This is a genomic window from Streptomyces sp. NBC_01571, assembly GCF_026339875.1.
Lineage (GTDB): Bacteria > Actinomycetota > Actinomycetes > Streptomycetales > Streptomycetaceae > Streptomyces.
Genome location: NZ_JAPEPZ010000001.1, coordinates 8,380,456 through 8,407,093, shown reverse-complemented (window position 1 = coordinate 8,407,093; position 26,638 = coordinate 8,380,456). Strand labels below are relative to the sequence as shown.

Here is a 26,638-nt window from a genome sequence, read left to right as displayed (position 1 = left end):
GGCGGTCCATGCACGCGTCTTTGGTCGTCACCGGCCTGCGGAAGGTCTACGAGGGGTCGGGACGCCGCGTGGAGGCGGTCCGCGACCTCACCTTCACCGTGGACACGGGTGAACTGGTCTGTCTGGTGGGCCCGTCGGGCTGCGGAAAGACCACGTTGCTCAAGTGCGTGGGCGGGCTCCTCACGCCGACGGCGGGCGAGGTACGGCTCGCCGGACGTCCGGTCAGCGGGCCGCCGCCCGGCATGGCGTTCGTGTTCCAGGAGTACGGGCGCAGCCTCTTCCCCTGGATGCGGGTCGGAGAGAACGTCGAACTCCCGCTGAAGCAGAAGAAGCTGAGCAGGCTCCGGCGGCACGAGCTGGTCGCCGACGCGCTGGAGTCCGTCGGTCTGTCCGACGCCGTGGGGGCCTATCCGTGGCAGCTGTCCGGCGGGATGCAGCAGCGGGTCGCGATCGCGCGGGCGCTGGCGTACGAGCCCGAGGTCCTGCTGATGGACGAGCCGTTCGCGGCGGTCGACGCGCAGACCCGCGCCGATCTGGAGGACCTGGTGCGCCGGCTGTGGCGGCAGCGCGGGATGACCGTCCTGTTCGTGACCCACGACATCGACGAGGCGGTCTACCTGGGCGAGCGGGTCCTGATCCTCTCCGCCTCCCCCACCGTCGTACGGGAGCAGCTGAAGGTCGACCTGCCCGAGGAGCGGGACCAGTTGCACACCCGGGTGGCCCCGCGCTTCGCCGAGTTGCGGACCCAGGTGTACGAGCAGATCCAGGCGGCGAAGCGCGGGGCGGAGGTCACGAGGTCAGATACGCCTCCACTTCGCTGAACTGGGCCGCCGGCCAGGCGGTGTTGGCGGTGACGTTGAGCCGCAGGTAGCGCAGGCCGGTACCGGCCGGCAGGGCGATCGTCACGGTGTTTCCGGTCGCCGGGTCGAAGCGGTAGCCCTGTGAACCGACCACCGTGGAGTAGGCGGAGCCGTTGGTGCTGCCCAGCACGGACAGGGTCTCGGTGCGCGCGCCCCACGCCGAGGACGGCGGCAGCTTCAGGACGAGCCGGCGGACCGCCTGCGAGGAGCCGAGGTCCACCGTGATGGCCTGCGGGAAGGCGTTGTTGCTGGACTCCCAGTAGCTGCCCGCGTCGCCGTCGACGGCCCTGCCCGGCGTGTAGACGTCCTGGGAGCCGGTGGCGGTGGCCGGGCGGCCCTTGGCCAGATTGGCGTTCTGGTCCGGGGGCGGGTTGCCCTGGCCGGGCTGCGGCCAGGCCGAGCAGTCCGACCAGGTGCTGCTCCAGCCGGAGTTGCCGCCGCCGTCGGCGACGGTGAAGCTGCCCGAGCCGCTCGGGTACGGGCAGTTGTAGACACCGGCCGAGCCGACGCCGGTGGCCTGGACGTTGCTGAACCTCGCCGAGCCGGGTGTCTCGGCCTGGACGACGACCGTCCCGGTGTTCTTCACGGTCGCCCCGGTCACGTTGATGTTGCTCGTGGGGTAGCCGTGACCGCCTCCCGAGACGAACTCGAAGGCGCTGTACGGGCTGTCGGTGACCGTCGTGTTGGTGATGTTGACGGTGGCGTTGATCGCGCTGTCGTAGGAGTCGACGCGCAGCGCGCCCATCGGGTGGTTCCAGTTGGGGTTGATCGCCCCGGTGCGCACGAGCGTGTTGCCGTCGACGGTGATCGTGCCGGCCAGCGGGGAGAAGGGGTCGAGGAACTTCTGGTTGGAGACGGCGATGCCGCTGCCCAGCGCGTTGGTGTCGGAGACCAGGTTGTTCCTGACGCTGATGTCCGTGCCGCCGTAGATCGCGATGCCGTTGGCGAGGTTCGGCTGCGAGATGGTGTTGCTCTCGAAGCTGGAGTTGCTGTCCGCGCCGTTCAGTGACCACATGGCGAGCGAGTCGTCGCCCTGGTTGCGCAGGAAGTTGTTGCTGACGCGGACGCCGTGCGCGTTGCCGTTGAGGTTGAGGCCGTCGGCGGTGGTGTCGAGGATGCGGTTGTTCTCGACCACCAGGTTGTCGTTGTTGCCGGTCAGCCACAGGCCGACCTTGACGTGCTGGATCCACATCCCGGAGACCGAACTTCCCGGGCCGAGCGAGCCGTTGACGAAGTTGTCCGGGTTGGAGTCGACGCGTTCGGTGACCTCGCCGATGACCGCGAAGTCCTTGAGGTGGACGCCGCCCGAGGAGTTGCTCTGGTCGATGAAGCGGGACGCGTGGACGACGGAGTACCAGCCGCCGGCGCCCTGGAGGGTCACGTTCTGGACGCCGCTGAGCGAGGACGTCACCCGGTAGTCGCCCGGCGGGATCCACACGACGCCGCCCTGAGCGGCGGAGATCGCGTCCCGGAAGGCCTGGGTGGAGTCGCCCTGGCCACTGGGGTCCGCGCCCTTGTCGGTGACGGACACCGACCCCGCCGGCCGGGACGCGGCGGCGGCGACCTGCTCGAAGTCCGCCACGTCGACGGTGACCTGGGTCGAGGTGGCCTGGAAGGCGATCTTGTCGCCGGCCTGGACGTTCTGGCCGAGGAGCAGCCGGGCGTTGTCGAAGAAGTGGTGCTGCTTGGCGCCGGCGATCCAGGACGTGTCCACGTAGGAGTACTTGGAGGTCACGGCGAGCGTCTTGGAGATCCTCGTGCCGTTCACGTACACGTCGAGTGTGCCGGACTGGCCGTCGGGGACGCTGTAGGAGACGTTCACGGCGTTGGCCGCGCGCGGGGCGGTGAACTCGACGCGCTGGCCCGCCGACAGACTTACGGCCTGCCGCCCGGAGGCTTCCGAGGCGAGAGTGCCCTGCGTGTAGTCGGGGCCGACCTTCGTGCCGGTGGTGGTGGCGGACTCGGCCTCGACGGAGGTGAAGGGGAGGCTCGCGCCCGCCGCGGCGACCGCGGCGTGGGCCGTGGTGGCGCCGAGCATGCCCGCGGCGAGGGCGACGGCCGCGGCGCACGCCAATGGCATGCGCCTGACAGTTCTCCTGCTGTGCATGTGCTGATCCCTTCGAGGTGGGGGTGCGGGGATAGCGGTGTGCGGTTCGGCGGTCTCAGGCGCGCAGCCACACCGCCGTGTCCGGTGGGAGGAATCCGTCGGTGTCCAGCGGGGCGCTGCCGAGCAGGAGTTCGGAGTGTTCGGGGAGCTCGACCGGTCGGTCGGCCAGGTTGACGACGCAGAGCAGACCGTCCGTGCGGGCGAAGGCCAGCACGCCCTCGTCCGCGGGCAGCCAGCTGAGCGGGCCGTCGCCGAAACCCGGTTCGGTGCGGCGGACACGAAGCGCGGCGCGGTAGAGGCTCAGCATCGAGGTGGGGTCCTCGGACTGGCGGTCGGCGGCGTAGTGGGGCCAGTCGGCCGGCTGGGGCAGCCAGGGGTCGCCGCCGAATCCGGCGTACGGGGCCTCGGCGTCCCAGGGCAGCGGGACGCGGCAGCCGTCCCGGCCCGGGTCCGTGCCGCCGGAGCGGAAGTACATCGGGTCCTGGATGCTGTCGAGGGGCAACTCCACCTCGGGCAGCCCCAGTTCCTCACCCTGGTAGACGTAGACGGCACCGGGCAGGGCGAGCGAGAGCAGGGCGGCGGCGCGCGCCCGGCGGGTGCCGAGAGTCAGGTCGGTGGGGGTGCCGAAGGCCTTGGCCGTGAAGTCGAAGCCGGTGTCCGTGCGTCCGTAACGGGTGACCGTGCGTGTCACGTCGTGGTTGCACAGCACCCAGGTGGCGGGCGCTCCGACGGGTGCGTGCTCGGCGAGGGTCTCGTCGATGGAGGTGCGCAGCCGTCCGGCGTCCCAGGGGCAGGACAGGAAACTGAAGTTGAAGGCGGTGTGCAGCTCGTCCGGGCGCAGGTAGCGGGCGAAGCGCTCGCTGTCGGGGAGCCAGACCTCGCCGACGAAGATGCCGTCGTAGGCGTCGGCGACCGACCGCCACGAGCGGTAGATGTCATGGAGTTCGTCACGGTCGACGTACGGGTTCGGGTCGCGGCCCTCGACGTAGTCGGGCAGGTCGGGATCCTTGGCGAGCAGGGCGGCCGAGTCGATGCGGACCCCCGCCACCCCCCGCTCGAACCAGAAGCGCAGGATCTCCTCGTGCTCCTGGCGGACGGCCGGATGCTCCCAGTTGAGGTCGGGCTGTTCGGGGGTGAAGAGGTGGAGGTACCAGTCGCCGTCGGGCAGCCTGGTCCACACCGGTTCCGCGGAGCCGACGAACTGGGACGGCCAGTCGTTGGGCGGGAGTTCACCGTGCTCGCCACGTCCGGGGCGGAAATGGAACAGCTCGCGCTCCGGGCCGCCCGCCAGGGCCGCCTGGAACCACGGATGCTGGTCGGACACGTGGTTCGGCACGATGTCGACGAGGGTGCGGATGCCCAGTTCCCTGGCCTCGGCGATGAGCTTCTCCGCCTCGGCGAGCGTCCCGAAGGCCGGGTCGATGGAGCGGTAGTCGGCGACGTCGTAACCGCCGTCGGCCATGGGTGAGCGGTACCAGGGGTTGAACCACAGGGCGTCCACCCCGAGTTCGGCGAGGTAGGGCAGTCTGGCGCGGACACCCGCGAGGTCGCCGGTGCCGTCGCCGTCGCCGTCCGCGAAGCTGCGGACGTACACCTGGTAGATGACGGCTGAACGCCACCACGCGGACTGATTTCGGGCAGGGCGGGGCTGTCCCACGGTGCGTTGCCTTTCGTTCGAGGAGGTCACGTACAGGCGTCAGCCCTTGGTGCTGCCCGCGCTGATCCCGGCGATGATGTGCCGCTGGAACACCAGGAACATCACGACCATGGGGATGCTCGCGATCACCATCGCGGCGATGAGCACGGTCAGTTGGATGTTCTGCGACAGCTGGACGAGCGCCACGCTGATGGGCTGCTTCTCGGTGTCGGAGAACACCATCAGCGGCCACAGGAAGTCCTGCCAGACGGCGACCAGGGCGAAGATCGACACGACTCCGAGGACGGGCCGGGACATCGGCAGCACGATCGACCACAGGGTGCGCAGTTTCCCGGCGCCGTCGATCTCGGCGGCCTCCAGGACGTCACGCGGGATCTGGTCGAAGAAGCGTTTGAGGAGATAGAGGTTGAAGGCGTTCGCGACGGCCGGCAGCCAGATGCCGAGCGGTGAGTTCAGCAGACTGGTGTGGATGAGGGGCAGGTCCGCGACGGTCAGGTACTTCGGGACCACGAGCGCCTGTGCGGGGACCATCAGGGTGGCGAGGATGCCGCCGAGGACCACCTTGCCGAAGGCGGGCTTCAGCTTGGACAGGGCGTACGCGGCGGCGGTGCAGAAGACGAGTTGGAGGAGCCAGGCGCCCGCTGCCTGGACGACCGTGTTCCACAGGTGCGTGGGCAGGTCCATCAGGTCCCACGCGTCGGTGTAGCCGCTCAGGTGCCACCGGTCGGGTACGAGGGTCGGCGGCGTGCGCGTCACCTCGTCCGGCGACTTCATGGCGCCGGTCACCATCCAGTAGACGGGGAAGAGGAAGGCCACCGCGAAGAGCAGGACGACACCGCTGAAGACCGTCCAGTAGACGGCCTTGCCGCGCGGGCGGGCCAGGGTGAGCGGGGAGACCAGGGTGCGGGTGCTCATGCGTCGTCCCCTTCCGAGCGGGTCAGCCTCAGGTACACCGCGGAGAAGGCGCTGAGCAGGACGAGCAGCATGACGCTCAACGCGCAGGCTCCGCCGAAGTCGTTGTAGAGGAAGGCGTACTTGTAGATCAGGTAGAGCACCGTGACGGTCTTGTCCTCGGGACCGCCACCGGTGATCACGAACGGTTCCGTGAAGACCTGCATGGTGGCGATGATCTGCAGCAGCATCAGCATGAGGATGATGAAGCGGGTCTGCGGGATCGTCACGTGCCGGACGCGCTGCAGGAGGCTCGCGCCGTCCAGCTCGGCCGCCTCGTACAGCTCGCCGGGGATGCTCTGGAGCGCGGCGAGGTAGATGAGGACGGTGCCGCCGAGGTTGGCCCAGGTGGCGACGATCACCAGGGAGACGAGGGCGGTGTCGGCACCGTTGGACCAGTTCGAGGTCGGCAGGTGCAGAAAGCGCAGCGTCTCGTTGGCGAGGCCCGCTCCGGGATCGTAGAACCACTTCCACAGCAGGGCGCTGACCACCGGCGGGATCATCACCGGCAGATAGACCACGACGCGGAAGAAGGCCTTCGCGTGCCGCAGTTCGTTGAGGACCAGGGCCATCACGAAGGGGACGGCGAAGCCGATGAGCAGGGCGAGGAGCGTGAAGGTGAGGGTGTTGCGCCAGGCGGCGGTGAACTCCGGGTCGTGGAAGACCCGGGTGAAGTTGGCGGTGCCGACCCACTCGCCGCCGCTGCCCGGTGTGTACTTCTGGAAGGCGATCACGACCGCGCGGATCGCCGGGTACCAGGAGAACAGCGCGAAGCAGAGCACGCCGCCGATCAGGAAGGCGTAGGCCCGGGACTGGTCGGCCAGGCGCCGGCGCCACGGTCCCCCGGGCCGGCGCCCGGCCGACCGCGGTACCTCCGGCGCGCCGACGGCGGCCGGAGGGAACGCTGCGGGGGGCTTCGATGCGGTCTTCATGAACGGTGTCAGCCTCGGGCCAGGATGGAGTCGATCTTGCCGGAGGCGTCCTTGAGGAGCTGGTCGACGTCGGCGTCCTTCTTGGTGAGGACCGCGGACACCGCGCCGTCGAGGACGGAGTAGATCTGCTGGGCCTGCGGCGGCTCGATCTTCATCTGCAGGCTCTGGTTGCCGTCGAGGAAGCCCTGGTAGTTCTCCACCGGCACGTTCGCGTTGGCCTTCTTGACCTCCTGGTCCTTGGCGTCCGCGGCACCGGTGAACAGACGCGGCTCGGGCAGACCGACCGGGGCGTTGTTCTGCTTGGCGCGCGCGTAGTCACCGAGGAAGCCCTTGCCGGGCGTCAGGAACATGTGCTCGAGCCACTTGAGGCCGGCCTTGATCTGCGCCGGGGAGTCCTTCTTGTTGAACATGTAGCCGTCACCGCCGACGAGCGTGCCCTTGCCGCCCGGCATGGGCGCGAGGGCGAGATCCTTGTAGTTGCCGCCCTTCTCCTTCACCAGGATCGGGATGTTGTCGGGCGCGGAGAGGTACATGCCGAGCTTCCCGGAGCCCATCATCTGCTGGACGTCGTTGAGGACGAGAAGCTGCTTGGTGCCCATGGAGTTGTCGGCCCAGCGCATGTCGTGCAGGTTCTGCAGGACGGCCTTGCCCTCGGGGGTGTCGATGCTGGACTTCTTGCCGTCCGGAGTGACGACGTCGCCGCCCTGCGAGTAGAGCTCGGCCGTGAAGTGCCAGCCGCCCTGGTTCTGGGCGCTGTAGTCGGCGTAGCCGACGGTGCCGCCGCCGAGCGCCGCGATCTTCTTGGCGTCCGCGCGCACCTCTTCCCAGGTGGCCGGGGGCTTGTCGGGGTCGAGGCCGGCCTTCGTGAAGAGCGCCTTGTTGTAGATGAGGCCCATCGAGTACCCGGTGCGCGGGACGCCGTAGATCTTGCCGTCGACGGTGTAGATGTCGCGCAGCTGTTGCTGGAGGGTGCCGTAGCTCTTGAGGTCCTTGACGTAGGACGTGATGTCGGCGGCCTGGTTGATGTCGACCACGTGCTTGGCGTCGGTGAAGTACGTGTAGAAGACGTCCTCCATCTGGCCGCCGGCGAGCTTGGCGTCGAACGTTTTGGGGTCCTGACACGGGAACGCGTCATGGGCGACGACGTCGATGTCCGGGTTGGCCTTCTCGAAGGCCTTGACGTCGGCCTCGAAGAACGAGCGGTCGACCTTGGCGCTCTTGGGCGGCTCGCAGTTGACCGTGATGCGGGTCTTGCCACCCGCGGAACCGTCGTCGTCACTCGAACCGCAGGCGGTCGCGGTGAGCGCGAAAGCGGACGCCGTGAAGACGACGAAGGTACGGCGGAACCCGGGACTTCTCATCGGTGGACCCCTTTGGGCAGGAGCGGTTGGGCGCCTTGGGCAGGAGCGGTGGGCGCCGCACACTCAAGCACCGCCGACAGGGGTGCGCAAGATGTCACGCAGAATCTGTAATTATTTGACAGAGGAATGGATCTCAGCGGCGGGGCGCTTGCGCGGTCGGACGGCCGCCCACGACAGGGTGCTCGCGCGCCGGACCGGATCTCAGTGACGAGGTGCTTGCGCGGTCGACCCCCGCACCACCAACTCCGGCTCGAACAGGAGCTCTTCGGGCGTCACGCTGCTGCCGCCGATCTGGGCGTTCAGCAACTCGACGGCCGCCCGGCCCATGGCCTCGATGGGCTGACGCACGGTGGTCAGCGGCGGCTCGGTGCAGTTCATCAGCGCGGAGTCGTCGTACCCGACGACCGAGACCTGTGACGGCACGTCAAGCCCCTTGCGGCGGGCGGCCCGCACCACACCGAGGGCGAGCGGGTCGCTCGCGCAGATGAAACCGGTGACCCCGCGGTCGATGAGCCGGGAGGCCGCCGCCTGACCGCCCTCGATGGAGAACATGGCCCGGCCGATGTGCTCGTCGGGCAGCTCGGGAGCGAGGCTCCGCACCGCCGCCAGCTTCCGGCCCGAGGGGATGTGGTCGGCGGGTCCGAGCACCAGGCCGATCCGCTCGTGGCCGAGCGAGACGAGGTGCCGCCAGGCCTGTTCGACGGCCACCGCGTCGTCACAGGACACGCCAGGGAATCCGAGGTGCCCGATGGCCGCGTTGACCAGCACCACCGGGATGTTGCGCTCCGCGAGCTGCCGGTAGTGGTCGTGGGGCGCGTCGGCCTGCGCGTACAGACCGCCCGCGAACACCACACCGGAGACCTGCTGCTGGAGCAGCAGGTCCACGTAGTCCGCCTCGGAGACCCCACCCTTGGTCTGGGTGCAGAGCACCGGGGTCAGACCGAGCTGCGCCAGCGCTCCGCCGATCACCTCGGCGAACGCCGGGAAGATCGGGTTCTGCAGCTCGGGCAGCACGAGACCCACCAGCCGCGCGCGTTCACCGCGCAGCTGGGTGGGCCTCTCGTAGCCGAGCACGTCGAGCGCGGAGAGCACTGCCTGCCGGGTGGAGTCGGAGACGCCGGGCTTGCCGTTGAGCACCCGGCTGACCGTGGCCTCGCTGACCCCGACCTTCTTCGCCACCTGAGCAAGTCGTCGTGTCATGAGCGCAAGAATACCGCAAGAATTGCAAACGACTTGCGTAATCAGGCCATCGACGAGCCGGCCGCCCACAGGCTCCGGACATGCCCGAGATGCCGGGTCATGACCCTGCGTACGGCCTCCCCGTCGCGGTCCAGCAGTGCTTCGAGGAGTTCGAGGTGCTCCTCGGCGGAGTCCTGGAGACGGCCCGCCTCGACGAGGGCGTTGAGTCCGTAGAGGCGGGAGCGCTTACGCAGGTCGCCGACCACCTCCACCAGATGCGCGTTGCCGGCGAGGGCGAGCAGACCGAGGTGGAAGCGGATGTCCGCCTCGACGTACGCGATCAGGTCACCGGCCGCCGCCGCGGTCACGATCTCCCGGGCGGCCGGGCGCAGGGCCTCCAGGGAGACCGGGTCGGCGGTGGTGGCCAGCTGCACCGTGGTGGGGATCTCGATGAGTGAGCGGATGTGCGTGTACTCGTCCAGCTGCTTCTCGGAGACCGCGGTGACCCGGAACCCCTTGTTGGGCACCGTGTCCACCAGGCCCTCCTTGGCCAGGTCGAGCATGGCCTCGCGCACGGGCGTCGCCGAGACGCCGAAGCGGGCGGCGAGCGTCGGCGCGGAGTAGACCTCGCCGGCCCGCAGTTCGCCCGCGATCAGCGCGGCCCGCAGGGCGTCGGCGACGCGCTCGCGGTAGCTGCTCTTCTTGCCGCCGAGCGTGGGCAGGGCGGCGGGAGCGGCGGAGGGTGCGCTGCTGCGCTGGGCGGGCATGGGGTCTCTCCTCGTACGGGCCGGTGCGCCGAGCCGCGCGCACCGGCTTGTGCAATGTCACGTGCCACCAGTATCTCCCGGGGATCTACAAAATGAATCCGGCCGGGAACGGATCGGAGGGGTCCAGCAGGTACTGGGCGGTGCCGGTGATCCACGCGCGGCCGGTGAAGCTGGGCAGCACGGCGGGGACGCCGGCGACCTCGGTGGTGCCGAGCAGCCGTCCCGTGAACCGCGTCCCGATGAAGGACTCGTTCACGAACTCGGTGTGCAGCGGGAGTTCGCCGCGCGCGTGCAGCTGGGCCATCCGCGCGCTGGTGCCGGTGCCGCAGGGCGAGCGGTCGAACCAGCCGGGGTGGATCGCCATCGCGTGCCGCGAGTGCCGTGCGGTGGCACCGGGCGCGTACAGGTGGACGTGGTGGCAGCCCCGGATGGTCGGGTCCTCGGGATGGACCGGTTCGTCCTCGGCGTTGATGGCCTCCATGAGCGACAGGGCCGCCTTGAGGATGTCGTCCTGGCGGGTGCGGTCGAAGGGCAGTCCGAGCCGCTCCAGTGGCAGGATCGCGTAGAAGTTGCCGCCGTACGCGAGGTCGTAGGTCACCGTCCGGCCATCGGCCAGGGTGACCTTCCGGTCGAGCCCGGCCGAGAAGGACGGCACGTTCTTGAGCGTGACCGCCTTCGCGGCGCCGTCCTCGACCTCGACCTCGGCGACGACCGGGCCGGCTGGGGTGTCGAGGCGGATGGTGGTGACGGGCTCGACGACCTCGACCATGCCGGTCTCCACCAGGACGGTGGCGACGCCGATGGTCCCGTGCCCGCACATCGGGAGGTAGCCCGAGACCTCGATGTAGAGTACCCCGTAGTCGCAGTCGGGACGGGTGGAGGGCTGCAGGATGGCGCCGCTCATCGCCGCGTGGCCACGCGGCTCGTTCATCAGGAACTGCTTGATGTCGTCGCGGTGTTCGCGGAAGTACAGCCGCCGTTCGTTCATCGTCGCGCCGGGGACGGTGCCGATGCCGCCGGTGATCACGCGGGTGGGCATCCCCTCGGTGTGCGAGTCGACGGCGTGCAGGACGAGCTTGCTGCGCATGGGATCCGTAACTCCTCGTGATCGAGAGCGGTGGGGGACGGCGGGGCGGCTCAGCCGAGGCCGGCCGCGACGGCCTTCTCGGTGGCCGCGCGCACGGCGGCCTCCTGCTCGGGCAGCAGCGGGACACGTGGCGGGCGCACCGGGCCGCCCGGCCGGCCGACGAGGTCCATGGACAGCTTGATGGCCTGGACGAACTCGACCCGGGAGTCCCAGCGCAGCAGCGGATGCAGCTGCCGGTAGAGCCGGCCGGCCGTGTCGAGGTCGCCCTTGACGGCGGCGTGGTAGAGCTCGACGCTCGCTGCGGGCAGTGCGTTCGGGTAGCCGGCCACCCAGCCCTTGGCGCCCGCCGTCGCGAGTTCCAGGAGGACGTCGTCCGCGCCGACCAACAGGTCGAGTTCCGGGGCTAGTTCAGCGATCCGGTAGGCGCGGCGCACATCGCCGGAGAACTCCTTGACGCCTTGGACGAACCCTTCCGCGTGCAGCTTCGCGAGGAGTTCGGGCACCAGGTCGACCTTGGTGTCGATCGGGTTGTTGTAGGCGACGACCGGGACGCCGACCTCGGCGACCGCCGCGTAGTGGGCGAGGACGGAACGCTCGTCGGCGCGGTAGGCGTTGGGCGGCAGCAGCATCACGGACTCGCAGCCGGCGTCGCGGGCCTGCTCGGCCCAGCGGCGGGCCTCGGCGGAACCGTAGGCGGCGACGCCGGGCATCACCCTGGAACCGCCGACCGCCGACACGGCCGTCTCGACGACCCGCGCGCGCTCCTCCGGTGTGAGCACCTGGTACTCGCCCAGCGAACCGTTGGGGACGACTCCGTCGCAGCCGTTCTCGACGAGCCAGGCGCAGTGCGCGGCGTACCGGTCGTGGTTCACGGAGAGGTCGTCGTTCAGCGGGAGCGCGGTGGCGACGAGGACGCCGTGCCAGGGACGGTTCTCGGTGGTGGTCATCAGCGGTTCCCTCTCAATGGGGTGTGACATTTTACTGACTGGTGCCGTGAGACGACGTGCGGCGGGACGCATGGGGTGCGGCGGTGGCTGTGACCGCGGTCGCGGCGCGCGGGCACAGCACGCGGGTGCGACGGGGGGCGGCCGTGGTGTCGGTCAGTCGTCCGTCGGCTCCCCGGCCACGGCGAGCACCCCGAGCGGGACGGGGCGTGCCAACAGCCTTCGTACGGGGGTCTGTTCGCAACCGGTGAGTCCGGCGACGGCGGGCTCGCACATCCGGCCCTGGCACCAGCCCATCCCCGCGCGGGTGAGCAGCTTCACGGTGCGTACGTCGCCCGCGCCCAGTTCGTCGACGGCCGCGCGGACCGCCCCGGCGGTGACCTCCTCGCAGCGGCAGACGACGGTGTCGTCGGTGACCCGCTCCGTCCACCGCGCGGGCGGCGCGTAGACGGCGTCGAGCGCGGCGGAGAATGCCCGCAGCCGCGTACGGGACCTGGTGGCCGCGGACCGGTCGCGCGGGTCGGGTTCCGCGCCGCGCAGCCGGGCGGCGATCGAGTGTCCCGCGATGCGGCCCTCGGCGAGCGAAAGGGCCGCGCCGCCGACGCCGGTGGTCTCACCCGCGGCCCACACGCCCGGCACGTCGGTCCGCTGCTCCTCGTCGACGTGTACCCGGACGCCCTCGACGCGGCAGCCGAGCCCGTCGGCGAGGTCGGTGTGCGGCAGCATGCCGTGCCCGACCGCGAGCGTGTCGCACGGGATGCGCCGCTCGGTGCCGGGCCTGACGTGTCCGTCGGCGTCGAGCGCGGCGACGGTCACGGCGCCGAGCCGTGCCTCGCCGTGTGCCTCGACGACGGCGTGCCGCGTGCGCAGGGGGACGCGGTGCCGCAGGAGCCGGGCCGCGTACCCGGCGCCTTCGGCGACCTTTCCCGGCTGTGCCGCCAGCGCCCCCGCACGGCGCAGGAACGCCCGCGGGTCGGCCGACTCGACGAGCGCGGCGACCTCGACCCCGGCCGCGGCCAGCCCGGTCGCCACGGGCAGCAGCAGCGGGCCGGTGCCGGCCACGACAGCCGTGCGGCCGGGCACGACGAGCGTCCCCTTGAGCATGGCCTGAGCACCGCCCGCGGTGACGACGCCGGGAAGGGTCCAGCCCGGGAAGGGCAGCAGCTTCTCGTAGCCGCCCGTGGCGAGGAGGACCGCGTCGGCGCGGACCGTGCCGGGGTCCTCCTGGAGGGGCCCCCGGAGCGCGTGCACGACGAAGCCGCCGGTGCCCGCGGGCAGGTGCGCCGTGCCGGAGCGGTCGACGCGTTCCGTGCCTTCCATGCCTTCCATGCGTGCCACGCGGTCCATGCGTGCCAGGCGGTCCACGCGGTCCACGCGGTCCACGAGCCATACGTGATGGTCCGCCAGGTGCGTGATCGTGCCTGCCTCCACCTGGACGGCGAGTGCTCGCGACAGCCGTTCCCAGGTGCGCCACCCGTGGTGCAGGGCCCGCGGGCGCCGCGCCCGCAGCCCGGCCGCGGGCTGACGGTAGAACTGTCCGCCCGCCCGGGCGGCGGAATCGATCAGGGTGACCCGGACCCCGCGCCCCGCCGCGGCCAGGGCGGCGGCCAGGCCCGCCGGACCCGCGCCGATCACCGCGAGGTGCGCCCGTTCAGCCGCCATGTCCGGTCCCTTCCTGCGTACGGATGGTGTCGCCCGGTCGCACCGGCACCAGACAGGCCCGTTGGTTGGGGCGGTCGTTGACGGTCACCAGACAGTCGAAGCAGACGCCGATGCCGCAGAGGACTCCGCGCGGCCGCCCGGAGCCGCGGGTGGTGCGCCAGGAGGTGATCCCCGCCGTCCACAGCGCGGCGGCGACGGTCTGACCCGGCAGCGCCGTGATCGCGCGGCCGTCCAGGGTGACGGTGAACCCGGGCCCCGGCTCGGCACCCACCAGTTCCAGGGGATTCACACGGCCTCCTGCGCGAAGCGGTCGGGCCTGAACGGCGTGAGGTCCAGGTCCGGTGTCCCGCCGGTGAGGACCTGGGCGATCAGATGCCCGGTGCCGGCGGCGAGACCGATTCCCGCTCCCTCGTGCCCGCAGGCGTGGAAGAGTCCGGGCACCCGCGGGTCGGGACCTATCGCGGGCAGGTGGTCGGGCATGTACGGGCGGAATCCCAGGTACGTCCGCAGGGCGCGGACGTCCGTCAGGAAGGGGAAGAGCCGGATCGCCCCCGCCGCCAGCGCCCGTACGGCCGGCAGTGAGAAGGAGCGGTCGAAGCCCACCCGTTCGCGGCTCGCGCCGATCAGTACCGGGCCCGCCGCCGTCCCCTCCACGACCGGCGAGGTCTGCAGCGCCGCCGAGTCGCTGGCCACGTCGGCGACGTAGTCCGCGGCGTACACCTTGTGCCGTACCCGCCGCGGCAGCGGCTCGGTGACCAGCACGAAGCCGCGCCGGGGCAGCACGGGCAGTCGTACGCCCGCGAGCGCCGCCACCGCGGAGCCCCAGGTCCCCGCCGCGTTCACCACCACCGGCGCGTACAGGTCCCCCTTGTCGGTGCGCGCGCCCCGGACCGACCCGTCCGCCGTGCGTAGGACCTCGGTCACGGTCCGGCCGGTGAGCAGCCGCGCGCCCGAAGCGCGCACCAGGTGGGCGGCGGCCAGCGCCGGCATCACCTGGGTGTCCTGCGGGTAGTGCACGGCGCCCGCCAGGCCGGGTGCCAGGTGCGGTTCCAGATCGTGGAGCCGGTCCGCCGGGACCGGTACGGCCGAGACACCGGCCGTCCGCTGCCCCGCCGCGAAGCTCTCCAGCGCGGTCAGGTCCTCGGGCGTGGCGGCCACCACGACCCCGCCCTTGGCCTCGTACTCGATGGCGCCGCCCAGTTCTTCCCCGAGCCCGGACCACAGACGTCCCGACAGCAGCGCGAGATCGAGCTCGGGACCGGGCTCCTTGTCGGAGACGAGCAGATTGCCCTCGCCCGCTCCGGTGGTGCCGCCGGCCACCGGGCCGCGGTCCACGAGCGCCACGTCGAAGCCCGCCCGCGCCGCGTAAAGGGCACAGGCCGAGCCCACCATTCCGGCTCCGACCACCACGACATCGCAGGTCAGTCCCTTGCTCACCTCAGTACTATGTCACATGCTTCTACGCGGGGGAACAGTGCCGGGACCCGCCCGGACCGATGGACCGACCGACAGAAGAGGTGCCCACCGTGGCCAAGGCCCGGAAGAACGGTCTGTACCGAGAGATCTCCGAGGAACTGTCCGCCCTGATGCGAACGGGCTGGGCGGACACCGAGCGGCGCGACATACAACCGGCCGAGCAGGCGCCGTACGCGGCCCGCCGCCGCGCCGCGCTGGGCGCGCTCTTCCCCGGCGAGCGACTCGTCATCCCCTCCGGAAGCCTCAGGATCCGCTCGAACGACAGCCATTACCCGTTCCGCCCGTACACCGGCTACGTCCACCTGACGGGAGATCAGTCCCGGGACTGCGCCCTGGTCCTCGAACCCCGGCCCGAGGGCGGTCATGACGCGTACTGCTACCGGCTCCCCCGCGACGGCCGGGACACCGACGGGTTCTGGACCGGCACGACCGCCGAACTGTGGACGGGCCGCCGCCGCTCCCTCGCCGAGTCGGAGCGCGAACTCGGCCTCGTCTGCCGGGACATCCGCGCACTCCCCGAGCACCTGCGGGACACCCGCACACCGACCCGTGTCGTACGCGGCCACGACCCCGCGCTGGACGCGACGCCCGGCGCGGACGACGAGCGGGACGCCGAGCTGGAGGAGGCGCTGTCCGGTCTGCGGCTGGTCAAGGACGCGTGGGAGATCGGCGAGATGCGCCGGGCGGTGGACTCCACGGTGCGTGGGTTCACCGACGTCGTGAGGGAGTTGTCCCAGGCGGTGGCCACCTCGGAGCGCTGGATCGAGGGCACCTTCTTCCGCCGCGCCCGGGTCGAGGGCAACGACGTCGGCTACGGCTCCATCTGCGCCGCGGGCGAGCACGCCACGATCATGCACTGGACGGACAACGACGGCCCGGTCCGCCCGGGCGAACTGCTCCTGCTCGACGCGGGCGTGGAGACCCGCACCCTCTACACCGCCGACGTCACCCGCACCCTCCCGATCAACGGCACGTTCAGCCCGCTCCAGCGGAAGGTCTACGACGCGGTGCACGAGGCGCAGGAGGCCGGGATGGCCGCGGTGAAGCCGGGCGCCCGGTACCGCGACTTCCATGAGGCGGCCCAGCGGTCCATGACCGAACGGCTGGTGTCCTGGGGCCTGGTCGAGGGGCCGGCCGAGCGCGCGTACGAACTCGGCCTGCAGCGACGCTTCACCATGGCGGGCACCGGTCACATGCTCGGCCTCGACGTGCACGACTGCGCGCAGGCCCGCAACGAGGACTACGTCGACGGGGTGCTGGAGCCGGGCATGGTGCTGACCGTCGAGCCGGGCCTCTACTTCCAGCCCGACGACCTGACCGTGCCCGAGGAGTGGCGCGGCATCGGCGTGCGGATCGAGGACGACCTGCTGGTCACCGCCGACGGCTACGAGAACCTGTCGGGCGGGCTGCCGCGCTCGGCCGCCGAAGTCGAGGCCTGGATGCGGGAGTTCGCAGGCTAAGGGCTGTCCCGTGATCCCCGGCGGGCGCACGACGACAGCCACGGCACCTCGCCGCGTTGTCGGATCGCCCGAACACACCCAGTACGAGGACGACCCTCCGCCTTGCGATGCACCGCATCTGACGCCGCGCGCTGATCCACCGGGGATCACGGGACAGCCCTTGGCGGGACACGCCCGGTGCCGGGTCCCCGGCACCGGGCGTCAGACGACCCTGAGGTGGGTGCCGCCGAGGCGCGTCCGGGCGATCCCGCGCGGGGGCTGCGCGCCGCGGCGCGTCTCGCGCAGGACCAGCGTCATCCGCGTGTAGCCCATGTCCTGGAGGTTCTTGGGGGTCTCGTCGACGATCCGGCAGTCCGTGCGCCCCCAGCGGGGGTCGGGGTGGATCAGCGGCCGTACCGCCCCGTCGTGCTCGACGGCGTCCTGGCCGACCGCGCGGATCCAGTGCGGCAGGCCGTGCCGGTAGGCCGCCTCCATGATCGGGTCCTGGGCGATGTCCCGGCGGATCGACTGCAGCCCGCGGTCCTGCCCGTCCCGCTCCACGGCGGCGGCGAAGTGGGCCAGCATCGGCAGGCACCAGCTCGCCTCGTGCTCGCCGAGGACGGTGGCCGCGTCCGGATGGAAGAGGACGAACCGGAGGAAGTTGTCCCCCGGCATCGCCGTCGGATGAGGGCCGACGCCGCCGAAAAGTGTCTGGAACGCGGCGTTGGACAGCACGACGTCCCAACGGTGGTCGAAGACGACGGAGGGGAACGGCACGGCATCGAGGAGGCTGGCGTAGTCCTGGAGATACGCCTGAGCCTCGGGGCTCTCGGGGACAGGTCGCGGCTGGGACCGCTGCCTTCCTGCCTGGTACGCCATCGGGAGGTCACCCCTCTTGCCTATGCGGCCTTCACGCGGCGCCCCGATCCTGATGCCCCGAGCTCAGTCGTGTCAACTATCGTGGCATTTGGCGCTTGTTGACGGCTGATTCGCGCCACAGTTGTGGCGAGACCTGGATGTGAGTTCGAGCGAGCGACTAGTCTCCGGGGGTCCTGAGCATCATGTGAGAGACCTGAGAGAGACGTAGGAGATCTGTCGGTGACGGATGGCTTCGAAGTTCCGGGCGCCACGGCGACGGTTCTGCTGCCGGCCGTCGTGGCCCGGGTCACCGCGCTCGCCGACCGGCTCGGTGTGCAGCACACCGAGGTTTTCGACGTACGGCGCCTTTCGGCGGAGTCCGGCGTTCCCGAGCCCGTGGTGCGGGCACTGCTCGGCGGCCGCCCAGCCGGCGAGCCCGATCTGCAGGCCCGCTTCCTGCAGCGTCTCGACCTGCTGCGCCGCACCCGGCTCAAGCCCAACGGGCGCAGATACACCCAGCAGGAGATCGCCGACGGCGCGGGCATGTCGCGTCAGCAGGCGGGCGCTCTCATCAACGGCGACCGGCGCCCCACCATGGAGCACTGCGATGCCATCCAGCGCTTCTTCCGGGTGCACGCGGGATTCCTGACGGCCGAGGACTCCGAGGCGCTCGTGGGTGCCCTGCAGCGTTCCGAGCAGGAGCTGCTGCAACAGCTCGCCGACCGCGAGCGCGAGGCGGCCGCGGCGGCCGACGACCCGCTGGAGAGGCTGTTGCAGGACCACGGCGTCCGCGGCATCGCCTGGCGGGCCGCTCAGTTGCCCACCGACCAGCACCGCGACAAGGTCGCCGAATGGCTGGACATGCTCTTGGAAAGCGTCAAGCGGCCCGAGTCATGATCCGGGGGAGAACCGTGGGCATCGGAAGGGACATGCGCCGTCTGTGCGGCGAGCTGGTCGCGGAGCTCTCGCTCCCCGCGCCGGCGGAACCCGCCACCCTGTACGCCGCCCTGTGCGACGCCATGAGCAGACGCCGTGGCCGGCCCGTCCAGTTCCGTACGGCCGTGTTCCCGCCCGGTACCGCCAGCGGGCTGTGGCTCGACATGGCCGAGCAGGACCTTGTCGTCATCGAGGAACGCACCGCCCCCGACCACCAGTTGGTGATCCTCGGCCACGAGCTGTGGCACATGAAGGCCGGGCACTGCGGCCACCATGTCGAGGGCGCGGCCGTGGCCGCCCGTCTGCTCAGCGACGACGCGGACCTGCAGGCGACCGTCCTGAAGGTCGCCGCGCGCACCCGGTTCGACCTCGCCGACGAGAAGGAGGCCGAGAGCTTCGGTCTGCTGCTCGCCAGCAAGTGCCGCACGTGGCTGGCCGGTTCATCGCTGCGCGGGCCGGTGAGCCGGGACGGTCTGGCCGGCCGGATCGAGGCGTCCCTCGGCTATCGCGGACCGCAGGGCTGAGGACACTCTCCGGGAATGGACGGATCCAGCTACTACGTCCCTGCGGTCGCCATGGGCGTCGCCCTGGCCGTGAAGGCGCCCACCCTGATCCGCGGCTGGCGCGACCCGCTGCTGAGGTCCGTGGGCGTCCTGCTGGCCCTGGCCTGCCTGGTCTTCCTCTTCGCGGCACCGCCGACCATCGGCGAGGTCAACGATCTGACGGGGATCCCCAACGTCTCGGCGCCCCTCGTCTACTGCCTGCTGACCGCTTTCAGCGCCTCCTGTCTGGTGCTGATCATCAACTGGCGGGGCGGACCCGCCGAGGTGACCCGCCGGCTCTCCCGTCGCTGGATCACCGGGTACGGCGTGGTGAGCGTGGCGCTGGTCGTGCTGTACCTGCTGGGGGACTGCCGCGAGGAGCGGCTGCGCGACCTCGACACCTACTACGCCAACACCCCGTTCATCCGCGAGATGATCGTGCTGTACCTCGCCTCACTGACCGTCGCGGGCGTCGCGATGAACGTCATGTGCTGGCGCTGGGCCCTGCAGGTGAGCGGCTGGCTGCGGGCCGGACTGCTGACGATCGCGTTCGGCTTCCTCTTCAACATCCCTTACTCGGCGCTCAAGTTCATCGCCGTGGGCGCCCGCTGGAACGGCACCGACCTGGACAGTTTGAGTACCGACGTGGCGCCGGTGCTGGCCTCGGTCGGAGCCCAGGTCAGCGCGGTCGGCTTCCTGCTGCCGCTGGCCTGCCAGCGCATCGGGGACAGCTGGTGCACCTGGTCGACGTACCGCCGGCTCGGGCCGCTGTGGCGCGAACTGAAGTCGGTCTCGGCCCACGAGGACCGCGCCGTGCGGATCTCCTGGTGGTCCCCCGCCGAACTCCAGGTCACCCAGCGGGAGTCCGACATCCACGACGGCATGCTCGGCCTGTACCCCTACTTCGACTCCGAGGCGCGCGCCCTCGCCTACGACGCGGCCGTGGCGGCGGGCTCCGAGCCCGTCCAGGCACAGGCCGAGGCCGACGCCGCGATGGTGACGGCGGCGGTACGGGCCAGGGCGGCCGACCCCGAGGGCCGGGTCATCAGCGCGGCGGAGGCGGCCACCGCCCCCGTCGGACCCGGGTCCGCACACGCCTACCCCGACGGGCCACGCGACCTCGTGCGGATGTCGATGGCCCTGCGTCAGTCCCCCGTCGTCGCGGCCGCCCGAGGGCGCGCCGCCACCAGGTCAGAGAGCGACTTCCATGAGCAATCGCGCTAGCGCCCCCCGGGGCGCGGCAGCAGACGACCGCGCCCCGGCCTCCGGTCGGGCCGTCGTCATCGGAGCCGGGCTGGCCGGCCTGCTGGCCGCCGCGGCCCTGCACACGTACGCCGACGTCACCGTCGTCGAGCGTGACGTCCTGCCCGCCGGGCCCGAACCGCGCAGGGGGCTGCCCCAGGCCCGTCATGCCCATCTGCTGTGGTCCGGCGGCGCCCGCGCGATGGAGGAGCTGCTTCCCGGTGTGACCGCCGCGTGGCTCGCCGCGGGCGCCCGCCGCATCCCGCTGCCGACCGGACTGGTCACCCTGTCGGCGCGGGGCTGGCTGCGGCGCTGGCCCGAGATGGAGTTCATGATCTCGTGCAGCCGTGATCTGCTCGACTCGGTGCTGCGCGAGCAGGTCGCGGGCAAGGAGCGGGTGACCGTCCTGGACGGCACGGAACTGCTCGGACTCGAGGGCGACGCCTCCCGGGTGACCGGTGTGCGGGTACGGACGTCCGACGGCAGCGAGCGGGTTCTGGAGGCCGATCTGGTGGTGGACGCCTCGGGACGCGGCTCGCGGTCCACCGCATGGCTCGACGCACTGGGCGTCCCGCAGGCTCCGATGGACGAGGTCGACTCCGGACTCGCCTACGCCAGCCGGGTCTTCCGGGCACCGGCGGGCACCGCGGACTACCCGGTGGTCAATGTGCAGCCCGACCCGGCGCAGCCCGTGCCCGCGCAGTCCGCGACCATCGTGCCCCTGGAGGGCGACCGCTGGCTGGTGACGCTCTCGGGCACCCGCGGCGGACAACCGACGGCCTCGGCCGAGGAGTTCGAGCTGTTCGCGCGCGCCGTCCGGCATCCCGTGGTGGGCGAGCTGATCGCGCACGCGGAGCCGCTGACGGACGTCGTGCTCACCCGCAGCACGATCAACCGGCGGCGCTTCTTCGAGAAGGTGCGGGACTGGCCCGAGGGGTTCGTCGCGCTCGGCGACTCCGTCGCCACGTACAACCCGGTCTACGGACACGGTATGTCGGTGGCCGCCCAGGGTGCGGTGGCGCTGCGCGGACAGGTGGCCGAGCACGGGACCGCGGCGCCCGGGCTCGCGCGACGGGTTCAGCGAGCGGTGGGGCTCCCGGTGACGATCGCCTGGGAACTGGCCACGGGAACCGACATCCGATACCCCGACGCGATCGGCGAACAGCCCGGCGTGGCGCAGAAGCTGCTCGGCCGCTACGTGGAACGGCTGACGCGGACCGCGGCGGGACGTCCACTGGTCGCCAGGGCCTTCCTCTCCGTGATCACCCTCTCCGCGCCGCTGACCGCGCTCGTCAAGCCCCCGGTGCTCTTCGAGGTGCTGCGCGGTCCGCGGCGTCCCCCGCTGGCCGAGCCGCCGCTCACGCCCGACGAGCGCGCGGCGGTGCTCAGCGCGCCGGAGCCCTCGGTGGCACCGACCGCGGGCTGACCCGCCCGGGACGGCGCCGCGCCCCCTGCCGGACCGGTTCCGATCCGGCGTGACCGGACTCGGCCGAACGGGTGGCGGCGTCCCCCGGCGCGAGCGGCGCCGACTCGGATCGGAGCTGCGCTCGCGGGTCCGAGGCCCGCATCAGGTCGCGCTGCGTTCGCTCGCCTCCCGCAGGTCCCGTTCCACGGCGCGGTTGTGTGCCGTGTCCGGCTGCCCCACCGTCGTGCCGGGGCGGCCGGCACGCAGCAGCTCCCGCCAGTGCTCGCGGCTCCAGTCGGCCGGACTGGTGGTGCTGGTGAACTCCTCGACGAGGTTGAGGAAGCGCGCCGGGTCGCTGTGGAAGGGGAAGTGGCCCGCGCCTTCGAAGATCTCCAGTCTGCTGCCGGGCATCGCCCGGTGCGCCCCGTACGCGTGCCGCACCGGCACCACGCTGTCCCGGTCGCCCCAGAGCAGCATCGTGGGCATGCCCTCGGTCAGATAGCAGCGGTCGAGCATGGTCACCGACTGGCCGCGCCAGTCGACCACGGCGCGCAGGGTGCGGATGAACGCGCTGCGGGAGGTCGCGTCGGGCAGGGCGTCCACGAGGTTCAGCAGTTCCGGCGCGTCCTGGCCCAGGTCGGTGTCGAGGAGCGTCATCAGGCGTAAGAACAGGCCTACTTGGAGTCTCATTCCGGGCAGTCGCAGGGTGGACAGCAGGAGGTGGGCGCCCGGCAGCGAGACGGCCCGCAGCACCGGGTTGACCTCGCCGCCGACGCCTCCGGCACTGACCAGGATCAGCCGTTCCGTACGGTCGGGGAACTGGTAGGCGAACTGCATCGCGACGCCTCCGCCGAGCGAGTGACCGACCAGGGTCGCGGACTCGATGTCGAGCGTGGTCAGCAGGTCGCGGACCCCGTTGGCGTACGCGGCCACCGAGTAGTCGGCACGCGGCTTGTCGGAGGCCCCGTGGCCCAGCAGGTCGGGCGCGATCACGGTGTGGGTGCGGGCCAGGTCGGGGATCAGGTCCGCCCAGGTCGCCGAGGAGTCGCCGATGCCGTGGATGAGGACGAGCGCGGGGCCCTCGCCCGCCACACGGTAGGCACGCCGGTAGCCGTGCACGACGCGATGCTGCAGGCGCAGTTCCGCGCCGCCCACCGAGCGCAGTCGCAGGTTTCGCCTCGGACGCCGAGGCGGTACGTCGGCCACGGGCTCACCTCCTGTTCCCGGGCCGCCGAGCGGGCGGCCTCCAGCTCCTCCTCCCAGCCTAGGGCTCCTGTCCCACCAGGGATTTCCGTGAGGTTTCGCCTCCGCTAAGCGGGCGAACCCCCGCACATCGAAACGGCATTGTCAGTGGTGGACGGCAAGCTGGGGTCACGTAGTGCCACGCACCGCTCACGACCAGCCGACCCGGGGAGAGCCGTCCGATGCCGACCGCCGTACTGACCGACCACGAACGCGCCGCCGTGCAGGCCTATCTGCGTCTCCTCCAGACCGTACGGGCCGCTTTCGACGGTACGCCGGACACGCACCGGCCGCCTGTGGTGGCGCCGTCCGCGCTCGCGGAGGCGGAGCGGGCGCTGGCGGCGGCCGGACTCGCGGGCAACGAGGAGGAGTTCTTCCGGCTGCTGCACCGCTGGTGCCCGGAGCCCGGCGGGCGGCTGCCCTGAAGCCCCGCGCCCCGGACGGCGTACCGGCGCGGGCGCCGCGGCAGGATCCGTGCGGGGCCCGCGGGGGCGGAGCCCGGCCGCGGGACGGCGGACCCGGCCATGAGGAGGACGACCCCGGCAGTGGGGAGGGCTGTCCCGGCCGTGGGAAGGCGACTCCGACCGTGCGGGGAGGACCGTCCCGGCCGTGGGAAGGCGCCTCCGGCAGGCGGGGAGGGCTGTCCCAGCCGTGGGGAGAGCCGTCCCGGCCGCAGGAGGCCGGTCGCGTTCCTAGACCGCGCCCGTTCCGCCGTGGGGCACGGCGACGGCCGTGGCCAGCAGGCCCTGCCGGACCGTCCAGCGCCCGTCGAAGGACTGGATCCGGCGCCCGCCGACCAGCGGTCCCGGTACCAGGAGCGTGGCCCGGAATCCGCCGGACCGTTCGGGACCGCCGGTGGCGGAACCCTTCAGGGAGTCCCTGGACACGGAGTCCCTGGACACGGCGTGCCCGGTCACGGGGTGCCCGGTCACGGAACCCCTGCTCAGTGGCCCCCTGCTCACCGGACCTCTGCTCACCTCAGCCCCGCTCGCCGCAGTCCCCGTCGTGGAACCCCTGGCCGCGGAAGCCCCCGCTCCGGCACCGTGCGGCGCCGGGCCGCCGTCCTCGAAGAGATCGATGTCCGCCTCCAGGAAGTCCAGCCACTGCCCCATGAGCGGGAACCACGCCTTGTAGACCGACTCCTTGGCGCTGAAGAGCAGCCGGTCCCAGTGCACGGACGGGTCCCGCTCCGCCAGCCGGCGCAGGCGGTCGTTCTCGGTGGGCAGCGCCACCGAGACGATGACGTCCTCGGGAAGCTCCTGGTGGGGTTCGGCGTCGATGCCCAGGGAGGCCAGGTCACCGGCGCGGGCGAGGGACGCGGCGCAGTAGCCCTCGCAGTGCGTCATGCTGCCGATCAGCCCCGCGGGCCAGATCGGCGCTCCGCTGTCCCCGCGCGGAACGGCGCGCGGCGCCACCCCGAGCTTCTCCATGGCCTGCCGGGCACAGCCGCGTACGGCGGCGAACTCACTGCGCCGTTTGTGTACGAACGACACCGCGAGCGCCTCTTCCTCGGGATACAGCCGCGCGCCCCCGGCCGCGTCGTCACCGAGCGCCTCCACGCTCACGACCGAGTCCGGGAGCAGCTCCTCGATCACCGGTTCCGACCTCCATCGGCAGTATGCGGCGCAGCGTTCCCGGCGGTCCCGGGCGTGGGCGCCACTCGCGGGGGTAGCCCACCGAGACCTCTTCGAAGCGGACCCCCTCGTGGTGGGTGGTCCGCGGGATGTGGAGATGACCGTAGACCATGACCTCGACGCGGAACCGGCGGTGCCAGTCGGCCGTCAGCCCGGTGCCGCACCACATCGCGAACTCGGGATAGCGCAGGACGTCGGTCGGGTGGCGGTCCAGCGGATAGTGGTTGACCAGCACCGTGGGCAGGTCCTCGGGCAGCTCGGCGAGCCTGCGCCCGGTCTCGGCGACCCGGGCCCGGCACCAGGCCTCGCGGCTCGGATAGGGGTCGGGGTGCAGGGTGTACTCGTCGGTGCAGATCACCCCGGTCTTCTCCGCGTACGCCATGCCCTCGTCCTTGGTCGTGCAGCCCGGCGGCAGGAACGAGTAGTCGTAGAGCAGGAAGAGCGGTGCGACGACGACGGGGCCGCCCGGCCCGTCCCAGATCGGGTAGGGGTCCTCGGGGGTCGTGACACCCAGCTCCCGGCACAGGGTCACGAGATGCTCGTAGCGCTCCACGCCGCGCAGCGTGACGGTGTCCTTCGGATGGGTCCACAGCTCGTGGTTGCCCGGCACCCAGACGACCTTGCGGAAGCGTCCGGCGAGTGTTTCGAGGGCCCAGTGGATGTCGGCCACGGTCTCCGAGACGTCACCGGCGACCAGGAGCCAGTCGTCGTCCGTGGAGGGGCGCATCTCCTCGACCAGGGCGCGGTTCTCCGGATACCCGATGTGCAGGTCGCTGATGGCCAGCAGGTTTCCGTGTCCGCCGGCCGTAGACCGCACCCTCGCCACCTCCGAGAAAAGGACTGGAAACACAAGAACATATTCACCCTCGCGGGACAAGAACGGACCGCGCGCGGCGGGGGCCGGTTCCGGCCCGGGGCGTTCGGTGCCGCGTCCCGGAAATTCCGTAACAGGCCCGTAGCACCACTGCGGTCCCGCTCCCCTTATGATCGCCCCAACACGGCCGCCATGAACCTACCTTGGCGTACGGCGGCTTGGTGTTCCTCCCTCCCCCTTGGCCGGGCACGGCCCGCTCCGCCGTGCCCGGGAACCGTGAAAGGCGGCCTGCATGGTCTCTCGCGTACGCGTCTGGCTCAACCGCACGTACGCGGAGAACGTGTTCTTCATGGACCAGCTGCGAAGTAATCCGCAGCGCCGCGCGGTCGAGATCCATGCCACGCACGGTGATCCCGACTCCCCCGTGCTGGCGGCCGCCGACACCGCCGCCATGGAGCCGGACGGCCTCTCCCCCGCCGCCTACGTGGAGTACGCGCTCGACCAGTGCGCACGGCACTCCATCGATGTGTTCGTGCCGGTCCTGCACCAGCCGGCGATCGTGGCGCACCGCGCGGAGTTCGCCGCGCTCGGTACGGCCCTGCTGGCGCCGACCGTCGAGGCCGTGGCCGTCTTCCAGGACAAGGCGACCGCGTACCAGGCCGTGCAGGCCGTGGGCGTGCCGGTGCCTCCGTGGTGGCGGGTGCGTACCCCTGAAGAGCTGGTGGCGGCGGTCGAGGCGCTGGAGGCCGACGGCCACCGGGCCTGCTTCAAGCCCGCGGCCGGCGCGGGCGGGGTGGGCTTCCGCGTCCTGACGCGGACCCCCTTCTCGATGATGCACCTCAACGGGTTCCCGAGCCCGTACGTGCCGCTCGACCTGGTGGTGGAGGCGATGTTGCAGGCCGACGAGCCCGTCGACTGGCTCGTCATGCCGCGTCTGGCGGAGCCGGAGGTGTCCGTGGACTGCCTGACCGGTCCGGACGGCCGGGTCCGTATGGCGGTGGGCCGCACCAAGAACGGGCGTCGCCGTGGCTTCACGCTCCACCCTTCGTGGATCGAGCCCGCGCGGCTGCTCGCGGAGGCGTTCGGGCTGCACTACCTGACGAACATCCAGTTCCGTATGTTCGGCGACGAGCCGGTTCTGATGGACGTCAACACCCGTCCGGCGGGCGGTCTGCACCAGCTCGCCCAGTGCGGCGTCAACGCCCCTTGGGCGGCAGTGCAGTTGGCCCTCGGCGAGGAGACGGGCGAGCTGCTGCCGCCGACGCTCGCACCGGACTACACCGTGGTGGCGGGGCCGCGTCCGGTGCGCCCGGTGTCACTGCCGCAGCAGCGCACCGACGCCCACGCCCCCGCGCCCACGCTGCCGGCCGTCCCGGCCCCGGCGGCGGCGGTCACCACGGCACCGGCCACGGCGCCCGCGGCCTCGTCGGCCGCCACGCCCGCGTCCGCGGGTGCGAGCAGCGCCGCCATCGCTCCCGCCTGACCGCCGACGAGCCCGCCCGCCCCCGGGCCCCGCCCACTCCCCCTTTCCCCCGCCGCTTTC

General features: G+C 71.5%; 24 protein-coding genes. 8 read left to right on the top strand and 16 right to left on the bottom strand.

The features are described 5' to 3' along the window. The first annotated feature begins 8 nt into the window (after nt 1-8). On the top strand, nt 9-821 hold the full coding sequence (locus OHB41_RS37820; protein ID WP_266703745.1) for an ABC transporter ATP-binding protein: 813 nt from the start codon (nt 9-11) through the stop codon (nt 819-821). Here the strand turns inward: OHB41_RS37820 and OHB41_RS37815 are convergent. The 12 genes from OHB41_RS37815 to OHB41_RS37760 form a co-directional block, all read right to left on the bottom strand. After that, nucleotides 790-2,967 (bottom strand): discoidin domain-containing protein, encoded by a 2,178-nt coding sequence (locus OHB41_RS37815; RefSeq protein WP_266703743.1) that lies wholly within the window; start codon nt 2,965-2,967, stop codon nt 790-792. The genes OHB41_RS37820 and OHB41_RS37815 overlap by 32 nt on opposite strands. 55 nt (nt 2,968-3,022) lie before the next feature. After that, a complete protein-coding gene (locus tag OHB41_RS37810) occupies nt 3,023-4,624 on the bottom strand; it encodes a glycoside hydrolase family 13 protein (RefSeq protein WP_266703741.1) in 1,602 nt (533 codons plus the stop codon). 39 nt (nt 4,625-4,663) lie between these two features. After that, a complete protein-coding gene (locus tag OHB41_RS37805; protein WP_266703739.1) occupies nt 4,664-5,539 on the bottom strand; it encodes a carbohydrate ABC transporter permease in 876 nt (291 codons plus the stop codon). Continuing rightward, entirely contained in the window at nt 5,536-6,507 is a 972-nt protein-coding gene (locus OHB41_RS37800; protein WP_266703737.1) for a carbohydrate ABC transporter permease, read from the bottom strand. Before OHB41_RS37800 ends, OHB41_RS37805 begins: the two co-directional genes overlap by 4 nt. Nucleotides 6,508-6,515: 8 nt before the next feature. Further along, nucleotides 6,516-7,868, bottom strand: coding sequence for an ABC transporter substrate-binding protein (locus OHB41_RS37795; protein ID WP_266703735.1), 1,353 nt, complete (start codon nt 7,866-7,868; stop codon nt 6,516-6,518). Between the two features lie 201 nt (nt 7,869-8,069). Beyond that, nucleotides 8,070-9,068, bottom strand: coding sequence for a LacI family DNA-binding transcriptional regulator (locus tag OHB41_RS37790; RefSeq protein WP_266703733.1), 999 nt, complete (start codon nt 9,066-9,068; stop codon nt 8,070-8,072). A 41-nt stretch (nt 9,069-9,109) separates the two neighbouring features. Next, nucleotides 9,110-9,814: a GntR family transcriptional regulator gene (locus OHB41_RS37785; RefSeq protein ID WP_266703731.1), complete on the bottom strand. Its 705-nt coding sequence runs from the start codon at nt 9,812-9,814 to the stop codon at nt 9,110-9,112. A gap of 85 nt (nt 9,815-9,899) precedes the next feature. Further along, entirely contained in the window at nt 9,900-10,901 is a 1,002-nt protein-coding gene (locus tag OHB41_RS37780) for a proline racemase family protein (protein ID WP_266703729.1), read from the bottom strand. A gap of 50 nt (nt 10,902-10,951) precedes the next feature. Then, entirely contained in the window at nt 10,952-11,848 is an 897-nt protein-coding gene (locus tag OHB41_RS37775) for a dihydrodipicolinate synthase family protein (RefSeq protein WP_266703727.1), read from the bottom strand. A gap of 153 nt (nt 11,849-12,001) precedes the next feature. Continuing rightward, entirely contained in the window at nt 12,002-13,507 is a 1,506-nt protein-coding gene (locus OHB41_RS37770; protein WP_266703720.1) for an FAD/NAD(P)-dependent oxidoreductase, read from the bottom strand. Then, nucleotides 13,497-13,796 carry a (2Fe-2S)-binding protein gene (locus OHB41_RS37765; RefSeq protein WP_266703718.1) on the bottom strand — a complete coding sequence of 100 codons (300 nt, stop codon included), beginning with the start codon at nt 13,794-13,796 and terminating at the stop codon, nt 13,497-13,499. The genes OHB41_RS37770 and OHB41_RS37765 overlap by 11 nt, the downstream gene beginning before the upstream one ends. Next, nucleotides 13,793-14,944 (bottom strand): NAD(P)/FAD-dependent oxidoreductase, encoded by a 1,152-nt coding sequence (locus OHB41_RS37760; protein ID WP_266703716.1) that lies wholly within the window; start codon nt 14,942-14,944, stop codon nt 13,793-13,795. The genes OHB41_RS37765 and OHB41_RS37760 overlap by 4 nt, the downstream gene beginning before the upstream one ends. A gap of 89 nt (nt 14,945-15,033) precedes the next feature. On the opposite strand from OHB41_RS37760, the gene OHB41_RS37755 reads away from it, so the two are divergent. After that, nucleotides 15,034-16,443 carry an aminopeptidase P family protein gene (locus OHB41_RS37755; RefSeq protein WP_266703714.1) on the top strand — a complete coding sequence of 470 codons (1,410 nt, stop codon included), beginning with the start codon at nt 15,034-15,036 and terminating at the stop codon, nt 16,441-16,443. Between the two features lie 201 nt (nt 16,444-16,644). Here OHB41_RS37755 and OHB41_RS37750 read toward each other — a convergent pair whose 3' ends face one another. Continuing rightward, nucleotides 16,645-17,301, bottom strand: a complete 657-nt coding sequence (locus tag OHB41_RS37750) for an MmyB family transcriptional regulator (protein WP_266703712.1) — start codon at nt 17,299-17,301, stop codon at nt 16,645-16,647. A 219-nt stretch (nt 17,302-17,520) separates the two neighbouring features. Here OHB41_RS37750 and OHB41_RS37745 point away from each other — a divergent pair, with 219 nt between their 5' ends. Genes OHB41_RS37745 through OHB41_RS37730 form a run of 4 tightly spaced genes read left to right on the top strand, consistent with a single transcriptional unit; the run spans nt 17,521 to nt 21,426 of the window. Further along, a complete protein-coding gene (locus OHB41_RS37745; RefSeq protein ID WP_266703710.1) occupies nt 17,521-18,177 on the top strand; it encodes a helix-turn-helix domain-containing protein in 657 nt (218 codons plus the stop codon). A gap of 32 nt (nt 18,178-18,209) precedes the next feature. Continuing rightward, complete coding sequence (locus OHB41_RS37740) at nt 18,210-18,740, top strand: toxin-antitoxin system, toxin component (protein ID WP_266706450.1); 531 nt, start codon at nt 18,210-18,212, stop codon at nt 18,738-18,740. Nucleotides 18,741-18,755: 15 nt separating this feature from the next. Next, entirely contained in the window at nt 18,756-19,982 is a 1,227-nt protein-coding gene (locus OHB41_RS37735) for an MAB_1171c family putative transporter (RefSeq protein ID WP_266703708.1), read from the top strand. Next, a complete protein-coding gene (locus OHB41_RS37730; RefSeq protein ID WP_266703706.1) occupies nt 19,966-21,426 on the top strand; it encodes an FAD-dependent monooxygenase in 1,461 nt (486 codons plus the stop codon). Before OHB41_RS37735 ends, OHB41_RS37730 begins: the two co-directional genes overlap by 17 nt. A gap of 141 nt (nt 21,427-21,567) precedes the next feature. Here OHB41_RS37730 and OHB41_RS37725 read toward each other — a convergent pair whose 3' ends face one another. Beyond that, the gene (locus OHB41_RS37725) at nt 21,568-22,611 is read right to left on the bottom strand and encodes an alpha/beta fold hydrolase (RefSeq protein ID WP_266703704.1); all 1,044 of its coding nucleotides are present in this window, start codon (nt 22,609-22,611) and stop codon (nt 21,568-21,570) included. 218 nt (nt 22,612-22,829) lie between these two features. On the opposite strand from OHB41_RS37725, the gene OHB41_RS37720 reads away from it, so the two are divergent. Continuing rightward, nucleotides 22,830-23,072 (top strand): hypothetical protein, encoded by a 243-nt coding sequence (locus OHB41_RS37720; protein WP_168531061.1) that lies wholly within the window; start codon nt 22,830-22,832, stop codon nt 23,070-23,072. 267 nt (nt 23,073-23,339) lie between these two features. Here the strand turns inward: OHB41_RS37720 and OHB41_RS37715 are convergent, their stop codons facing one another. Then, nucleotides 23,340-24,242: a 4'-phosphopantetheinyl transferase family protein gene (locus tag OHB41_RS37715; protein WP_266703701.1), complete on the bottom strand. Its 903-nt coding sequence runs from the start codon at nt 24,240-24,242 to the stop codon at nt 23,340-23,342. After that, nucleotides 24,190-25,098, bottom strand: a complete 909-nt coding sequence (locus tag OHB41_RS37710) for a metallophosphoesterase family protein (protein WP_266703699.1) — start codon at nt 25,096-25,098, stop codon at nt 24,190-24,192. The genes OHB41_RS37715 and OHB41_RS37710 overlap by 53 nt, the downstream gene beginning before the upstream one ends. Nucleotides 25,099-25,387: 289 nt before the next feature. Between OHB41_RS37710 and OHB41_RS37705 the strand changes: the two genes are divergently transcribed. Continuing rightward, nucleotides 25,388-26,578, top strand: a complete 1,191-nt coding sequence (locus OHB41_RS37705) for an ATP-grasp domain-containing protein (protein WP_266703697.1) — start codon at nt 25,388-25,390, stop codon at nt 26,576-26,578. Nucleotides 26,579-26,638 lie beyond the last annotated feature (60 nt).

What these genes read in the sequence shown, in the direction of transcription:
- OHB41_RS37820 (WP_266703745.1), top strand. Translation starts at nt 9, where the DNA reads ATGCACGCGTCTTTGGTCGTCACCGGCCTGCGGAAGGTCTACGAGGGG.
- OHB41_RS37815 (WP_266703743.1), bottom strand. Translation starts at nt 2,967, where the DNA reads ATGCACAGCAGGAGAACTGTCAGGCGCATGCCATTGGCGTGCGCCGCG.
- OHB41_RS37805 (WP_266703739.1), bottom strand. Translation starts at nt 5,539, where the DNA reads ATGAGCACCCGCACCCTGGTCTCCCCGCTCACCCTGGCCCGCCCGCGC.
- OHB41_RS37800 (WP_266703737.1), bottom strand. Translation starts at nt 6,507, where the DNA reads ATGAAGACCGCATCGAAGCCCCCCGCAGCGTTCCCTCCGGCCGCCGTC.
- OHB41_RS37795 (WP_266703735.1), bottom strand. Translation starts at nt 7,868, where the DNA reads ATGAGAAGTCCCGGGTTCCGCCGTACCTTCGTCGTCTTCACGGCGTCC.
- OHB41_RS37790 (WP_266703733.1), bottom strand. Translation starts at nt 9,068, where the DNA reads ATGACACGACGACTTGCTCAGGTGGCGAAGAAGGTCGGGGTCAGCGAG.
- OHB41_RS37785 (WP_266703731.1), bottom strand. Translation starts at nt 9,814, where the DNA reads ATGCCCGCCCAGCGCAGCAGCGCACCCTCCGCCGCTCCCGCCGCCCTG.
- OHB41_RS37780 (WP_266703729.1), bottom strand. Translation starts at nt 10,901, where the DNA reads ATGCGCAGCAAGCTCGTCCTGCACGCCGTCGACTCGCACACCGAGGGG.
- OHB41_RS37775 (WP_266703727.1), bottom strand. Translation starts at nt 11,848, where the DNA reads ATGACCACCACCGAGAACCGTCCCTGGCACGGCGTCCTCGTCGCCACC.
- OHB41_RS37770 (WP_266703720.1), bottom strand. Translation starts at nt 13,507, where the DNA reads ATGGCGGCTGAACGGGCGCACCTCGCGGTGATCGGCGCGGGTCCGGCG.
- OHB41_RS37750 (WP_266703712.1), bottom strand. Translation starts at nt 17,301, where the DNA reads ATGGCGTACCAGGCAGGAAGGCAGCGGTCCCAGCCGCGACCTGTCCCC.
- OHB41_RS37740 (WP_266706450.1), top strand. Translation starts at nt 18,210, where the DNA reads ATGCGCCGTCTGTGCGGCGAGCTGGTCGCGGAGCTCTCGCTCCCCGCG.
- OHB41_RS37735 (WP_266703708.1), top strand. Translation starts at nt 18,756, where the DNA reads ATGGACGGATCCAGCTACTACGTCCCTGCGGTCGCCATGGGCGTCGCC.
- OHB41_RS37730 (WP_266703706.1), top strand. Translation starts at nt 19,966, where the DNA reads ATGAGCAATCGCGCTAGCGCCCCCCGGGGCGCGGCAGCAGACGACCGC.
- OHB41_RS37720 (WP_168531061.1), top strand. Translation starts at nt 22,830, where the DNA reads ATGCCGACCGCCGTACTGACCGACCACGAACGCGCCGCCGTGCAGGCC.
- OHB41_RS37705 (WP_266703697.1), top strand. Translation starts at nt 25,388, where the DNA reads ATGGTCTCTCGCGTACGCGTCTGGCTCAACCGCACGTACGCGGAGAAC.